Here is a 14,241-nt window from a genome sequence, read left to right on the forward strand (position 1 = left end):
TCCTTGCAATTAACAAGGTTTAAATGAATTTACAGCATGGAATATTTTGAGATTTGAAGAAAATCTGGTTATTTATTTCAAAATGAATAATAAACACAAGTTATGATTCCATATATTTTCATTCATACAACAGATACTTTCATTTTAGATCTAAACACCACTTTTACATTAATAGACGATATTTATAACTATTAATACATATCATTTCAAAGTTTTATCCAAAAACAGGGCGCATTGTCCGCGAGACAATGCGCCATATCGCTTAGTATGCCGCCACCTCGCGCGCCATTTCGCGCGTATATTGCCGGCTGGCGTTAACCAGCATCTGCGTATAGGCCGTTTGCGCCTCGCCGTTGACCAGCGCATCGACCGTCAGGGTTTCAAGGATTTTCCCGTACTGCATTACCGCCACCTTCTGGCATAAATGGGCAATGACGCCCAAATCGTGGGTCACCATCAGGTAAGTGAGTTTAGCCTCCTGCTGCAATTCTGCCAGCAGGTTGAGGATCTCGGCCTGCACCGACACATCCAGCGCCGACGTCGGCTCATCCAGCAGCAGCACCTGCGGCTCAAGGATCAGCGCTCTGGCAATCGCCACGCGCTGCCGCTGGCCACCGGAAAGCTGATGCGGATAGCGTTCGCGAAACGCACGATTGAGGCCCACTTTGTCCAGCAGCGCATGAATCCGCCGGTCGCGATCGTGAATGCGATGAATCTGCAGCGGCTCTTCAAGGATATCGCCAATGGTGTGACGGGGATGCAGCGATCCGTACGGGTCCTGAAATACCATCTGCACCTGACGACAGCGCTCGCGGCTAATCTCATGCCCTAAGCGCTGCCCGTCAATGGTTAACTCCCCCTGCCAGTGGGTAAACAGCCCCGCCAGGCACTTCAGCACCGTGGTTTTGCCGGAGCCGGACTCCCCCACCAGACCGTAGATCTCGCCGGGCTTAACGTGGAAATTAACGTCGTACAGCACCTGGTTACGCTTCTCCCCTTCGCCAAACGCGAGGTTGAGACGTTGAACTTCAATCATCATCCACTCCTTATTCCGTTAACCAGCTGGCCTGGCGCTGCAGCACCGGCAGTATCGGGCGACGATGCTGCATATCCGGCAGCGAGTTAATCAGCCCCTGAGTATAGGGATGGCGGGCGTTATCGAGATCGCAGGCGGCAATAGACTCCACCACCCGTCCGGCGTACATCACCAGCACGCGGTCGCAAAAGCTGCGCACCAGGTTGATGTCGTGGCTAATAAAAATCAGCCCCAGCCCGCGCGACTGAACCAGATCATCCAGCAGGCCCAGTACCTGCAGGCGCACCGACACGTCCAGCGCGGAGGTCGGCTCATCGGCAATCACCAGCTCCGGGTCGGTAATCAGCATCATGGCAATCATGATGCGCTGCCCCTGTCCGCCGGATATCTCATGCGGATAAAGCTGATAAACGCGCTCCGGCTGGCGAATACGCACCACCTCCAGCATCTCCAGCGCCTTTGCCTTCGCCTCATCTTTGCGTCCCGGATGATGGGTCAGCCAGGCCTCGGCGATTTGCTTACCGACGCAGACCACCGGATTAAGCGAATATTTCGGGTCCTGCATAATCATGGAGATACGTTTGCCGCGCACGCCGCGCATCTGCGCTTCAGTAAGATGCAGCAGATCGAGGTTGGCAAACTGCATCCGGCTGGCGCTGACGCGGGCCTTTTTCGGATGCAGCTGCAGCAGAGCGCGCCCAACGGTGGATTTACCTGAACCGGACTCGCCGACAATGGCCAGCTTTTCGCGCCCCAGCTGGAAGGAGACGCCGCGCACGGCATGGGTCACCGCGCTGCCGTTAACAAAGTCGACGCACAGATCGCGCACATCGAGCAGCGGAGCATTATTCGCTGCGGGGATCGAGGATGTCACGTAGGCCATCTCCTAAGAAGTTAAACGCTAAGCTGTTGATCAGAATCGCCAGCCCCGGAATCGTAACCACCCACCAGCACTCCATCATGTAAGTGCGCCCGCTGGAGATCATCGCCCCCCACTCCGGCTCCGGCGGCTGCGCGCCGAGCCCGAGAAAGCCCAGACCGGCCGCGGTCAGAATGATCCCGGCCATATTCATGGTGATACGGATAATGACCGAGGGCAGACACAGCGGCACGATATGGTGCCAGAGGACGCGGGCCGATGATGCGCCCTGCAGACGTACGGCGGAGATAAAATCGGCCTGGCGCAGAGAGAGCGTTTCGGCGCGCGCCAGGCGGGCTATCGGCGGCCAGGCGGTGAGCGTGATGGCGATAACCACGTGCTCCAGCCCCGGACCTAAGGCGGCGACAAACGCCAGCGCCAGGACCAGACTCGGGAAGGAGATGAAAATATCGGTGACGCGCATCAGCACCATATCGACCTTACCGCCAAAATAGCCGGCGCTGACGCCGAGCAGCAGCCCGAGCGGACCGACGGTCACCGAGACCAGCAGCACGATATAGAGCGTGATGCGCGAGCCGTACACCAGGCGGCTAAAGATATCCCGGCCAAACTCATCGGTGCCGAACCAGTGCTGCGCGTTCGGCGCGACCAGCGCGCTGTTGAGGTCCTGTACCAGCGGGTTATACGGCGCAATCAGCGGCGCGAAAATCGCCACCACCAGCAGCAGAAAGATAATTCCGCCGCCGATGGCCGTTAGCGGGTTGCGCGCCATTTTGCCGATAAACCCGACGGCCCGCGCCGCCGCGCGTTGCAACCGCTGACGGCCTTCGCCCGTGCCGCCCGAAAGCGGCGAATCCAGAGAAACGGTCATGATTTTGTCCTCGGGTCAAAGAATTGATACAGCATGTCGGAGAGCAGGTTGAGCATCACGAAGATCGCCCCCACCAGCAGCACGCAGCCCATTACCGCATTCATATCGCCCAGCAGCAGGCTACCGGTGAGGTAGGAGCCGAAACCCGGCCACGAGAAGACGGTTTCAATCAGCACCGCGCCTTCCAGCAGCGCGCCGTAGGCCAGCGCCACCACCGTCAGCAGCTGTACGAGGATATTGCGAAACGCATGGTTCCAGATGACCTGACGCTCGGTCAGCCCCTTCACCCGCGCGGTAATAATGAACTCCTGCGACAGCTGGGCCAGCATAAAGCTGCGGGTCATGCGGCTGATGTAGGCCAGCGAGTGAAAGCCGAGCAGCGAGGCGGGCAGAATCAGGTGATTAATAGCGTTCCAGAAGACCTGACCGTTGCCCGCCAGCAGCGCATCAACGGTCATCAGCCCCGTGCGGCGCGGCACCATACCGTCCAGACCAAGGTCCACCCGTCCGGCGCCGCCCACCCAGCCGAGCCAGGCGTAGAAGACTAAAAGCCCCATCATCCCGACCCAGAAAATCGGCGTCGAGTAGCCCGCCAGGCTGATAATGCGCACGACATAATCGGAGACGCTATTGCGCCGCGCCGCCGCCAGCACGCCCAGCGGAATACCGAGGCCCGCGCCGACGAGAATCGCCATCGTCGCCAGCTCCATGGTTGCCGGGAAGACGCGGATAATGTCGTCCACCACCGGTTTCCCGGTCAGCAGCGCGTTGCCCAGATCGCCGTGCAGCAGGTTGACGAAATAGATGCCAAACTGGGTGGTCAGCGATTTATCAAACCCCAGCTGATGGTAAACCTGCTGGTAGGTACTCTGGTCAGCGTCCGGGCCAACAATCGCCAGCACCGGGTCGATGGGCATAACGCGGCCAATAGTGAAGGTCAACAGCAGCAGGCCGAACAGCGTAATCACCACCTGCAGCAGCCGTTTTGATAAGCGCCGGCCGCGTGAGCCGGGCGCAAGGATTGCGATACTCATCCTTTCTCTCCTTCGCGGACTTTATCGACGTCACGCAGAAAAGTGGTGGCAGAGGGGTGCGGCTGATACTGCCGTACCTCATTGCGCACCACCACGGAATCGACCATCTGCGAAAGCGGAATAAGGGCCGGGACCAGCTGGTCGTAGCGCGTCTGGATGGCCTGGTAGTCGGCCACCTGTTTTTGCGGATCGCGTTCCAGCAGGGCGCGGTCAATCATCGCGTTGAGCTGCGGGTCGTAAAAGCCGGTGCGCCAGCCCTGGAAGTTGGTCAGGCGCGCCTCATCGCTGTTATCCGGGTTATAGACCAGCGCGCGCAGGCTGGAGTGCGGGTGCGGCTCCATTCCGCTGCCGCCGCGTCCTACCAGCAGGTCAAATTTACGCTCGCGCATCGCGCCGTAGATCTGGTTACCGGTGCCGGTGATAATTTTGGCGTTAATCCCCGCCTGCATCAGCGTCGACTGCACGGCGATAGCAATGTTCAGGAACGGCTGATCCGAGAGGACCCGCAGCGTGGTATCAAAGCCGTTGGGATAGCCTGCTTCCGCCAGCAGCTTTTTCGCCCGCGCCACGTCCAGCTTATAGCCCGGGTCGGGCAGCGTTGACGGCATGCCCGCCTTAATCGGCCGCTGGTGCAGCACCCCGTAGCCCGGCATCAGCGCTTTATTGATGCCCTGGTAGTCAATCAGATAGCGCACCGCTTCACGCACTTTCGGATGGGCGAAGTGCGCCTCTTTCATGCTCATCGCCACGTAGTACATGGTGCCGCGCTGCACCGCATCGACGGTCAGCTGGGGGTCGCTGCGCAGGGCGTTGATGTCGGAAACCGCCATATTGTTGGCAATATCGAGGTCGCCTTTTTCGATCATCAGGCGCAGGGTTTGCGACTCCTGGAAATGGCGCAGCACCACGCGGCTCATTTTCGCCTCGCCGCGCCAGTAGTCAGGATTGCGCTTCATGCGCAGCACATCTTTCGCCTGCCAGGTTTCCAGCGTGAACGGCCCGGAGCCGGCTTCATGGGTGGTCAGCCAGCGGTTACCCCAGTCGTTATCCTGCTGGTGGCTTTGCACCGTTTTGCTGTCGAGCACTCCGAGGTTGCCCAGCGCCGCCAGCGAGTAAATCACCAGCTGCGGATCGTTATCTTTGGGTAACTCGATTTGCACCGTGAAGCGGTCCGGCGCGCTGACCTGGCTGTCGATGTTTTTCTGACTGAAACCGTAGGATTTCCATACCGAGGCCTGCGCCAGGTTGAGGTGCAGGATGCGCCGCATCGACCACACCACGTCGGCGGCGGTCAGCGGATTGCCGGAGTGAAATTTCACGTCGTCGCGCAGATGAAAGGTCAGGGTTTTGCCGTCGGGGCTGATATCCCAGGATTTCGCCAGCGCGGGCTTAACGTTGGTGAGCTGCTCAGGGTCAAGCTCCACCAGCGAGTCGTAGAGGTTGACCACGATCCCCACCACTTCATTACCGGTCATCGCCGCCGGGTCCAGGGTGAGCAGGTTATTCATATTCATACCGATGATGAGCTGGTCGGGCGGCGTTTTCGCCATCGCCGCCCCGCTCCCCATCGACACGGCGAGCGCGAGCAAGCACGCTGCCAGTCGGGAGGTTTTTTTCATATCTCTGTTTGCCTGTACTGTAGGGTACATGTTGCCGGATGACGGCATTTTCGCCTTATCCGGTCTACCGGGCCGCAGACCCGATAAGCGCAGCGCCATCGGGCATTTATTTTTTTGAATCAGTCGTGGCTAACGGTATTGGCTTCGATATACGCAAAATTAATGTCTTCGCCGAGGCCCGGACGTTGTGACAGATGCACAAAGCCCTGGTCATCCATCGGGTCAACAATGCTATTGAGATAAGCCGCCGGTTCATCGTAGTCGAGGAACGGATGCAGCAGGCCGCGCTCGTACCAGCGGCAGTTGCGGATCGCCCCGACCACCGCCAGGCTTGCCGCGCCGTTGCCGTGGACTTCGCAATCCATGCCGAAAGATTCCGCCAGCGCCGCGACCTTCATGGTCGGGGTAATACCGCCCACGCCGTTAGCGCCGGCGCGCAGAATGTCGCAGGCTCCGGCTTTCACCCATTCGGCGCGCATGCGGTGCTTGCCGCCGAAGCTCTCCGGCCCGACGATGGGAATCGACAGGTTTTCCGCCAGCCACGCGTAGGAGGACATCGAATCCTCCTCCATCGGCTCCTCAAACCAGGCGAAGTTGAGTTTTTCCAGCTCTTTGCCGATCCACAGCGCCTCGGCGCGGCTGTACCAGTGATAGCCGTCAATCATCAGGTCAATATCCGGCCCCACCGCTTCGCGCACCGCCGCGCAGGCTTTAATGTCCATTTTGGGATTGGGCGCAAAAGAGATTGGCGGCATCCAGGTGTGCAGCTTGATGGCCTTGTAGCCGCGGGCGACCAGCTTTTCGGCAAAGGCGGCATACTCCTCCGGGGTCGACAGACCGCCCGGCAGATCGTCGCCGCACATCGTGCTGCCGTAAGCCGGGACGATGTCGCGATAGCCGCCGAGCAGCTTGTAAACCGGCATCTTAAGGCTGCGGCCTATCAGGTCCCACAGCGCCTGTTCAATAAACGACAGCGCGCGCTCGGTCAGCTGGTGAGCGCTGCCGCGCTGCCAGTGGTTAAGAGCCTGCCAGATACGCTCGCGGTTAAACGGGTCCTGCCCCACCAGCACCTTGCGGAAAAAGGTATTCACCACGAACGGGCGCACCACTTCCGGAGGCGCAAACGAAAAGCCCTGCGCGCCATCATCGGCGGTGATGGTCAGCATCGCCATTTTGGCCATGCTTTCAGCCCCCGGATGGGAGTGCCCGGCGCTGTCGGAAACCCGACGCGTGGGATACTGGAAAACGGTGACATTTACAGATTCAATTTTCATGCTCGGTCCTTATCACGGCCAAATCCGATCGATAGAAGCAAATCGGCAAAGTGGTTTCACATTATTGAAAATACGTTTCAATATCTAATCTAAGCACAATTACGCAGCAGTGCCTCGGACAAACACCGCTAAGCAAGGCAATAAATTTGGGCATTGGCACAACAAGGCGTGACTGTTTTCACAAAAGATAAGCGAAATGTGAGGCGGATCGGCATGGTGAAAAAAGGGGGCGTGAGCGCAGAAAAGAGAGTAACCGACCGTGTACATCCCGGGATTTTCTGCGCTCACGAAAGGGTGAGTTATTCGACCGCCTCCGCCTCGGCGGTGAGGGCTTCCAGCAGTTCAGGCAGCGCCCGGTAGCGGCCAGCGGCGCCCTGAAAACGCGCGTGCTGGCTATCTTCGGCAATCACTATCGTGGCAATCCCCGCCGCCCGGGCGGCGCTAAAGCCGTTGAAGCTGTCTTCGATCACCAGGCACCGGCTGGCGTCGAGATTCAGCTTATCCAACGTCGTCAGATACACCGCCGGATGCGGTTTGCCCTGTGCTTCATCGTCCGCGCTGCAAATCACATCAAAATAGTGCCAGAGCGAGAGCTTGTTCAGCACGGCGGCGATAACCTGCCGGGACGAGGAGGTGGCGAGGGCAATTTTATAACCGGTATGGCGAAAATAGCGTAACGCCTCATGCACGCCGCGCATCGGCTCGCCTTCGGCGGCGATCAGGCCGGTAATACGCTGCAATATCGCGGCCTCAAGCCGCTGCGGGGCAAGCTCAAGCTGGCAATAGCGGCACCAGGTGCGGGCAATATCGTCGAGGCGTTTGCCTTTGGTCAGGGTTTCGCACTCCTCGACGCTCGCCGTTGCCCCCCACTGCGCGAGGGCGTCGATTTGCGCCTGCCGCCACAGGGCTTCGGAATCAATAATTACGCCATCCATGTCAAAAATCACTGCCTGAATACTCATCATCCACCTCATTAAGGCCGGCATGCCTGGCATGCCGGCCGCATCACCTTAAGAGAACTCCACCTGCTCGCTGGCCGGCGCTTCCTTGTGGGAAAAACCGGGCTGCTCGACGCGAATAAACGCACAGAGGAAAAAAGCCGCCACGTACAGCGCGGTATAGGCGATCACCACTCCGATGGTGCTGAAGAACGGTAGCAAAATCACCGCAATGGCCGGCGCGAGAAAGTTCGACATCCCCGCCGACAGGTTATATACCGAAATGGCCGCGCCTTTGTGCTTCGGCTCCAGCGCCGGGAAAACCGCCGCCAGCGGTACGAACGCGGCGACAAAGATCCCCAGGGCGATAGCCGGAAGCAGCGCCATCGCGAAGTTATGTCCGAAGTGCTGCGGAATGTAATAAAACGTCAGGCTGGAGAGCGCCATGCCGATGCAGCCGAACCAGCGCACCACCTTCATCCAGCCCAGTTTTTCGCCCAGAATGCCCCACAGCACGTTCGAAAAAATGGTGGTGAAGAAGAAAACCGCCCACACCTGCAGCCATTCCGAGGTAGTAAAGCCCAGCTCATCGACGAACATCATCGGCATAATCACCGCAAAGCCGAACAGCGACAGGGTGTTGATAATTCGCACCATGCTCGACAGCAGAATATTGCGGTTGGTATAGAGCAGCGTCGCCGCGCGGCCCAGTTCGGCAAACTTCTCGCGGGTGGTCAGGTTCTGCATATGGTGCGGCGTTTTAATATGGCGCAGGGAAGCCAGCGCAATGATGCCGCCGGTGACGCAGAAAGCCAGCGCCAGCCACAATGTCCCCAGCTCGCCGATATGCGGGATGGTAAAGCTCGGAATATAGCTGCCGAACACGCCGATGCCGATCGAGTAAACCGCCCAGAACCAGCCGATCGCCGAGCTGGCGTTATCGCTTTTCACGTTGTGGATAATGGCGACGATAAACGAGTAAAGGAACAGCGGATACGCGAAGCCGCGGATGCCGTAGAAAACCAGGATCAGGGCATAGTTCGCGTGACCGAGGCCGAAAACGAGGAACAGCACGTGGAACACGCACCACAGCACGAAGCCAATCATCATGGTCTTCAGCGGCGTGATGATTTCCGCCACCACGCCGGAGATCCACGCCGACAGCGCGGCGGCCAAGCCGTAGAGGGTAAAGGCGAACGATGCCTGCGCCGGGGAGAACCCGAGCTCTTTGATGTAGTGCGACAGGAATGCCAGTTCAAAACCGTCGCCGGTCATAAATACGGCAATGGCGATGTATCCCCAGAGCAGGTTCAGGGGTAAACCGAGCCACTGTTTATTATTGATGGACATAATGACCTCGTTTTTAGGGTACAGGAGGCCGCTCCGGTCAGTTCACCGGAGCGGTTATGGTGATAAAAATTAATGCTGCCGATAGTTCAGATCGTTTAAATACAGGGTCTTAAACTGCGCATAGCGCCGCATCAGGGTTTGATGGCGTACCGGGTCCGCGCGCCAGGTCTGCCAGATCTCCGGTTTTTCACAGACTTCGGTGATCGGTTTGCCCGCCGCCAGGCAGGCCAGCCGCGCCGCGCCCAGCGCGCCGCCGGTCTCACCGCCTTTGTGGGTCACCACCGGCATATCGAGGATATCGGCCAACAGCTGCGCCCAGAACGGGCTGCGGGCGCCGCCGCCAACCAGCGAACATTGTTCGATCTGCGTACCGCTCTCTTTCAGTACCTGCAGACCGTCGCTGATGCCGAAGCTCACCCCTTCCAGCACCGCGTAGCCGAGCTGGGCGCGCAGGCTGGAGTGGGTCATGCCCCAGAACATGCCGCGCGCGTCAGGATCGTTGTGCGGCGTACGTTCGCCGGAGAGATAGGGTAAGAAGAACGGCGCGTGGGACTTCTCCTCTTCGCTAAGTTCGGCAATCTCCTCCAGCAGCGCCACTTCCGTGGTGCCGGTCAGGCGGCAGAACCACTGCAAACAGCTGGCGGCGCTGAGCATCACGCTCATCTGATGCCACAGATTCGGCAGCACGTGACAAAACGCATGGACCGCCGACTGCGGAGCCGGACGATAGGCGTCGGTCACCACAAACAGCACCCCGGAGGTGCCAAGCGAAATGAACGCATCCCCGGGCGAAACCGCGCCGACGCCTATGGCGCTGACCGCGTTATCGCCGCCGCCTCCGGCTACCGCTACCGAGGCGTTCAGCCCCCAGCGTTCGGCCACCTGCGGGTCAAGGGTGGCGGAGACCTCGCAGCCTTCAACCAGGGTCGGCATCTGGCTACGCGCCAGGCCGCATTTATCCAGCAGAGCGTCGGACCAGTCGCGCTTCGCCACGTCCAGCCACAGCGTCCCGGCGGCGTCGGACATATCGGAGACTTTTTTACCGGTCATCCGGTAGCGCAGATAATCCTTCGGCAGCAGCACCGTGGCGGTGCGCTGAAAATTTTCCGGCTCATGGCGACGCACCCACAGCAGCTTCGGCGCGGTAAAGCCGGGCATCGCCAGATTTCCCGCCACCTGATGCAGCTCCGGCGCCATCTCTTCTAGCTCCGCGCACTCCGCGGCGCAGCGGGTGTCGTTCCACAGGATTGCCGGGCGAATCACCTCCCCGTCGGCATCCAGCAGAACCGCGCCGTGCATCTGCCCGGAAATGCCAATGGCCTTAATGGCCGGCCAGTGCTGGGCGCATTTTTCCCGCAGCGTGGTCATCAGATACTCCGTCGCCTCCCACCATGACGGCGGCGACTGTTCTGACCAGTGCGGATGGGGCCGCTGAATGCTCAGCGGCGCGCTATGGCTGGCGATAACCTCATTGTTCTCATCAATGACCAGCGCTTTGACTTCCGATGTGCCGAGATCGATACCCAGATACATAGCCACCTCTTAGTTAATCAGCGTATAAACGGCCGCCACTTTTTCGCGCATCAGCGCGAGGAAATCGGCGTTTTCGGCCAGTTCGCCAAACAGCGCTTTATCGCGGGCGTACAGGGCCAGCGGATCGTTGGCTTCAAACATCTGATGTACCCCCTCGGCGTCGAGGATGCCGTCCTGGTACTCATACGGCAGGGTGCCCTTGTGCCACTGCTCCATAAAGACGAAGAACAGCGCGGGCAGCATGGCGGTGGCTTGCGGGCGAACGCCGCGCTGGTAGCACTCCTGCAGGGTTGGGGCGATCATCGCCGGAATTTTCGAGAAGCCATCGGCGGCGACGCGCTGGTTGGTGTCCTGGATATATGGGTTGGTAAAGCGTTTGAGCACCACGTCGCGATAGGCCGGCAGGTCAATGCCGTTATCGCCGAGGCATGGGATCACATCTTCCGTAACGTAGCGGTCGGCAATGGCGTAGATGAAATCCGTTAGCGTGCTTTCATGAATGTACTGCTGGCCGATTAACGTTCCCGCCCACGCAATGCAGCTGTGCGACGAGTTCAGAATGCGAATTTTCGCCTCTTCGTAAGGAATCACCGACGCCACCATCTCAACCCCGACCGCTTCCAGGTTCGGGCGTTCATCGCGGAAATTGTTTTCCACCACCCACTGGATAAAGGTCTCGCCCATCACCGGCGCTTTATCGTCAATGCCGGTCTGCGCTTTGATGCGCGCGGGCAGGTCCGCCGCCGGGCGCGGGGTGATGCGGTCGACCATGGTGTTCGGACAGGTGGTGTTGGCGGCCATCCAGTCAATCACCGCCTGCTTGCCGGTTAGCTGCAGGAACTCAACCATACCGTCGTGGAAGCGTTCGCCGTTATGGCGCACGTTATCGCAGTTCAGCAGAGTCAGCGGCCCGGCGTTGTCCGCCATACGCTTTTCCAGAATCCGCGCGATAGTGCCGTAAATCGTTTTGCACTCCCCTGCCAGATCGGCCTGCAAATCAGGGTTGCTGGTTTCCAGCTTATGGCGGGTATTCAGGTAGTAGCCACCTTCCGTCACGGTGAAGGCGATGACTTTGGTCTGCGGGTTTGCCCCTTCGTTAATCAGCGGCTGCAGCCCGGCCTGCCACGGCAGCAGTTTCTGAATGGAGGTGATCTCTTCATATTCACGTTCACCTTCCGGGCTGACGGTTTCCAGCACATAGCGCCCGCCCTGCGCCGCCAGCGCCTGAACCACCTGTTCGGCGTCGTTGCGGATATTCCCCGCCGCGATGTGCCAGCGTTTATCTCCGGAAGCGATCAGACGATGCAGATACCACGCCTGATGCGCGCGATGAAAAGAACCCAGACCAATGTGAAGCCATGTGAATTGATTGTTCATGTTCCGCTCTCCTTGAGTTGATGGCCTCACTGTAAATGATCAATTGACCAAAATAAGAGCCACGGATCACAAAAGAACAATTACCCAATAAAATTACAAATGACCAGAAAAGAGCAAAAGCTTGCCAGTTTTCCCGACCACGGCGAGAATGCGGGTATTCGCCGGGCGAAATTATCGCCGCGGCCCGACACTTAGGGCAGGAAAGCATGAGCAAAGAAGATGATATCCGGCTGGATCAAAAGGTCCGCGCCGCGTGGATGTACTACATCGCCGGGCAGAATCAGAGCGAGATCGCCAGCCAGCTTGGCACGTCGCGGCCGGTGGTACAGCGGCTGATCGCCGCCGCGAAAGAAGAAGGGATTGTGTCGATTAGCCTGCACCACCCGGTGGCGAACTGCCTCGACTATGCGCAGCTGCTGCAGGAGAAGTACCGGCTTATCGAGTGCAATATCGTGCCCGCCTTTAACGAAGAAAGCACCCTGGATAGCGTCTCCTTCGGCTGCTATCAGCTGATGGCCCGCTATCTGCAGGATGATAAAGAGAAAATCATCGGCCTGGGTTCCGGCCTGACCCTGAAAAAAGCGCTGCAGCGCATCGACTTCGACAGTCTGAACACCCGCTGCGTCGCCCTGATCAGCGCCATGGACGCCGACGGCCAATGTAACTATTACGATGACGTCCCGCTGCTGCTGACCAGCAAAATTAAGGCCAAGTACTATCAGTGGCCCGCGCCGCGCTACGCGCAGACCCAGGACGAGTACGACATGTGGTGTACCAGCCGGCTGTTTCGCAGCGTTTCCGCCGTCGCCCGCCGGGCGGACGTTATTTTTGTCGGCATTGGGCCATTAGGTACCCAAAGCCCCATCTTCAAAGATGGCTTTATCAATCAGGCGCAGATGGATGAGCTGACCGCACGCGGCGGCATCGGCGAGATCATGGGACGCTTTATCGATGCCGAAGGCGGCGTGGTGGAGAGCGAAATCAACAGAATGATCACCAGCTACGATATCCGCCAGAACCAGTGCCCGCGCATCGCGGTGGCGTGCGGCGAGTACAAACGTCCGGCGATTCTGGCGGCGCTTAAAGGCGGCTGGATCAACGGCCTGGTGACCGACGAGCACACCGCCCGCTGGCTGCTGACGCGCTAACGGCGGCAGCCGGATCAGCGGCTGCTCATCAACAGCGGCGGGATTTCAATCCGCTGCTGCCCGGCCTCGCCGGCGTCAATAATCGTGAACACCGCTTCCAGCATCGCCGGCACGTCCTGCTGCACCATGTCGATATCGTGCCCCAGCAGATAGACAAACGGGTCCCAGTCGAAGCAGCCCATCGGCGGCTGCTCGCTGCCGGTAAGTCCCGCCTGCGACAGCCAACGCACCACCCCTTCCAGCGATATTGTCGAGTTGACAAATAGCCCCGGCAATGGGGTCTTCGCGGTAGCAAACCGCTCCTGCAGGCAGGCCTCAACTTTGCCTTTTGAATAGCCGGGCGCCAGGATATTTTCCTGCGGCACGACCAGCCCCTGCTCCCGATGCGCATCGTGGAAGCCGCGTAAACGCTCGCGGGTGTTATGGTCGCTGCTGCGCCCGCCGATAAAGGTCAGCGGCGCCAGCGCTCCCCGGCGGCGAGCGCTGTTGGCGAGGATTTTGTAGGTCAGCGCCTTCGCGCCGCCGTAGTTATCCGATATCACCGACGGGGCGACAGAGCCCGGCAGGTCGAGATTGACCGTGGGCACGCCTGCCTGCTGGCACAGGGCGGTAATTTTGTCCGGATTGGTTGCCCCGGTGGCCACCACCCAGTCAACCTGCCAGGAGAGCATCGCTTTTACCGCTTCGATCTCCAGCTCCGGCCTCCGGCGCGTACAGGTGATAATCGGCAGCAGGCCGCGCTCGCGGGCCATCTCCTCAAAGCGCTCCGCCACCGAACCGAAATAGCGGTTATCGTATTTGGGGATAATCATACCGATGACGCGCGATTTTTTGCTGCGCAGCATGCTGGCCTGGCGGTTAATCGCATAGCCCTGCTCCTCGGCAATCCGCGTCACCTTTTCGGCAAGCTTCGCGCTGATGCGGCGCTTTTTCCAGTTGCCGTTGAGGATAGCGCTCACCGCGCTCGCTGAAACGCCGGACAGTTCCGCCAGGTCGTAAATCGTGATTTTCTTCATTTTCCCAACTTGCGTCACAAAATCATTTCGCTGTTAATTTCCCCACTTGCTCAATCGATGAAGCTAGCGCAACATGAGCTTCATCGATTGAGCTTCCATTTTACTTCCCGAAGTATTAACGCATTCAGCGTGAATACGCCAGCGAACATCAAAAAAATGACGCTC

12 protein-coding genes are annotated in these 14,241 nt (G+C 59.2%); 1 reads left to right on the forward strand and 11 read right to left on the reverse strand.

What is annotated here, in order from left to right:
* Window positions 1–262: 262 nt before the first annotated feature.
* The 10 genes from ABLU87_RS06560 to dalD form a co-directional block, all read right to left on the reverse strand.
* Entirely contained in the window at window positions 263–1,036 is a 774-nt protein-coding gene (locus ABLU87_RS06560) for an ABC transporter ATP-binding protein (RefSeq protein ID WP_014230105.1), read from the reverse strand.
* Between the two features lie 10 nt (window positions 1,037–1,046).
* Complete coding sequence (locus ABLU87_RS06565; RefSeq protein ID WP_032719918.1) at window positions 1,047–1,910, reverse strand: ABC transporter ATP-binding protein; 864 nt, start codon at window positions 1,908–1,910, stop codon at window positions 1,047–1,049.
* Window positions 1,882–2,787, reverse strand: a complete 906-nt coding sequence (locus ABLU87_RS06570) for an ABC transporter permease (protein WP_032719861.1) — start codon at window positions 2,785–2,787, stop codon at window positions 1,882–1,884. Before ABLU87_RS06570 ends, ABLU87_RS06565 begins: the two co-directional genes overlap by 29 nt.
* A complete protein-coding gene (locus ABLU87_RS06575) occupies window positions 2,784–3,821 on the reverse strand; it encodes an ABC transporter permease (RefSeq protein ID WP_032719862.1) in 1,038 nt (345 codons plus the stop codon). Before ABLU87_RS06575 ends, ABLU87_RS06570 begins: the two co-directional genes overlap by 4 nt.
* The gene (locus ABLU87_RS06580; RefSeq protein ID WP_128334766.1) at window positions 3,818–5,440 is read right to left on the reverse strand and encodes an ABC transporter substrate-binding protein; all 1,623 of its coding nucleotides are present in this window, start codon (window positions 5,438–5,440) and stop codon (window positions 3,818–3,820) included. The genes ABLU87_RS06575 and ABLU87_RS06580 overlap by 4 nt, the downstream gene beginning before the upstream one ends.
* Before the next feature lie 119 nt (window positions 5,441–5,559).
* Window positions 5,560–6,714 (reverse strand): mandelate racemase family protein, encoded by a 1,155-nt coding sequence (locus ABLU87_RS06585; protein WP_032719864.1) that lies wholly within the window; start codon window positions 6,712–6,714, stop codon window positions 5,560–5,562.
* A gap of 299 nt (window positions 6,715–7,013) precedes the next feature.
* Window positions 7,014–7,676 (reverse strand): HAD-IA family hydrolase, encoded by a 663-nt coding sequence (locus ABLU87_RS06590; protein ID WP_048260778.1) that lies wholly within the window; start codon window positions 7,674–7,676, stop codon window positions 7,014–7,016.
* Between the two features lie 48 nt (window positions 7,677–7,724).
* Complete coding sequence (dalT, locus tag ABLU87_RS06595; protein ID WP_128334767.1) at window positions 7,725–9,002, reverse strand: D-arabinitol transporter; 1,278 nt, start codon at window positions 9,000–9,002, stop codon at window positions 7,725–7,727.
* Window positions 9,003–9,071: 69 nt separating this feature from the next.
* A complete protein-coding gene (xylB, locus tag ABLU87_RS06600; RefSeq protein WP_128334768.1) occupies window positions 9,072–10,535 on the reverse strand; it encodes a xylulokinase in 1,464 nt (487 codons plus the stop codon).
* A gap of 9 nt (window positions 10,536–10,544) precedes the next feature.
* The gene (dalD, locus tag ABLU87_RS06605) at window positions 10,545–11,912 is read right to left on the reverse strand and encodes a D-arabinitol 4-dehydrogenase (RefSeq protein WP_032693709.1); all 1,368 of its coding nucleotides are present in this window, start codon (window positions 11,910–11,912) and stop codon (window positions 10,545–10,547) included.
* Between the two features lie 206 nt (window positions 11,913–12,118).
* Here dalD and ABLU87_RS06610 point away from each other — a divergent pair, with 206 nt between their 5' ends.
* The gene (locus ABLU87_RS06610; RefSeq protein WP_014839020.1) at window positions 12,119–13,060 is read left to right on the forward strand and encodes a sugar-binding domain-containing protein; all 942 of its coding nucleotides are present in this window, start codon (window positions 12,119–12,121) and stop codon (window positions 13,058–13,060) included.
* A 14-nt stretch (window positions 13,061–13,074) separates the two neighbouring features.
* Here ABLU87_RS06610 and ABLU87_RS06615 read toward each other — a convergent pair whose 3' ends face one another.
* A complete protein-coding gene (locus tag ABLU87_RS06615; RefSeq protein WP_128334769.1) occupies window positions 13,075–14,076 on the reverse strand; it encodes a LacI family DNA-binding transcriptional regulator in 1,002 nt (333 codons plus the stop codon).
* Window positions 14,077–14,241: the final 165 nt, after the last annotated feature.

The organism is Klebsiella sp. CB_Kp196 (assembly GCF_040061575.1).
Taxonomy (GTDB): domain Bacteria; phylum Pseudomonadota; class Gammaproteobacteria; order Enterobacterales; family Enterobacteriaceae; genus Klebsiella; species Klebsiella michiganensis.

What these genes read in the sequence shown, in the direction of transcription:
- ABLU87_RS06560 (WP_014230105.1), bottom strand. Translation starts at nt 1,036, where the DNA reads ATGATTGAAGTTCAACGTCTCAACCTCGCGTTTGGCGAAGGGGAGAAG.
- ABLU87_RS06570 (WP_032719861.1), bottom strand. Translation starts at nt 2,787, where the DNA reads ATGACCGTTTCTCTGGATTCGCCGCTTTCGGGCGGCACGGGCGAAGGC.
- ABLU87_RS06575 (WP_032719862.1), bottom strand. Translation starts at nt 3,821, where the DNA reads ATGAGTATCGCAATCCTTGCGCCCGGCTCACGCGGCCGGCGCTTATCA.
- ABLU87_RS06580 (WP_128334766.1), bottom strand. Translation starts at nt 5,440, where the DNA reads ATGAAAAAAACCTCCCGACTGGCAGCGTGCTTGCTCGCGCTCGCCGTG.
- ABLU87_RS06585 (WP_032719864.1), bottom strand. Translation starts at nt 6,714, where the DNA reads ATGAAAATTGAATCTGTAAATGTCACCGTTTTCCAGTATCCCACGCGT.
- ABLU87_RS06590 (WP_048260778.1), bottom strand. Translation starts at nt 7,676, where the DNA reads ATGAGTATTCAGGCAGTGATTTTTGACATGGATGGCGTAATTATTGAT.
- dalT (WP_128334767.1), bottom strand. Translation starts at nt 9,002, where the DNA reads ATGTCCATCAATAATAAACAGTGGCTCGGTTTACCCCTGAACCTGCTC.
- xylB (WP_128334768.1), bottom strand. Translation starts at nt 10,535, where the DNA reads ATGTATCTGGGTATCGATCTCGGCACATCGGAAGTCAAAGCGCTGGTC.
- dalD (WP_032693709.1), bottom strand. Translation starts at nt 11,912, where the DNA reads ATGAACAATCAATTCACATGGCTTCACATTGGTCTGGGTTCTTTTCAT.
- ABLU87_RS06610 (WP_014839020.1), top strand. Translation starts at nt 12,119, where the DNA reads ATGAGCAAAGAAGATGATATCCGGCTGGATCAAAAGGTCCGCGCCGCG.
- ABLU87_RS06615 (WP_128334769.1), bottom strand. Translation starts at nt 14,076, where the DNA reads ATGAAGAAAATCACGATTTACGACCTGGCGGAACTGTCCGGCGTTTCA.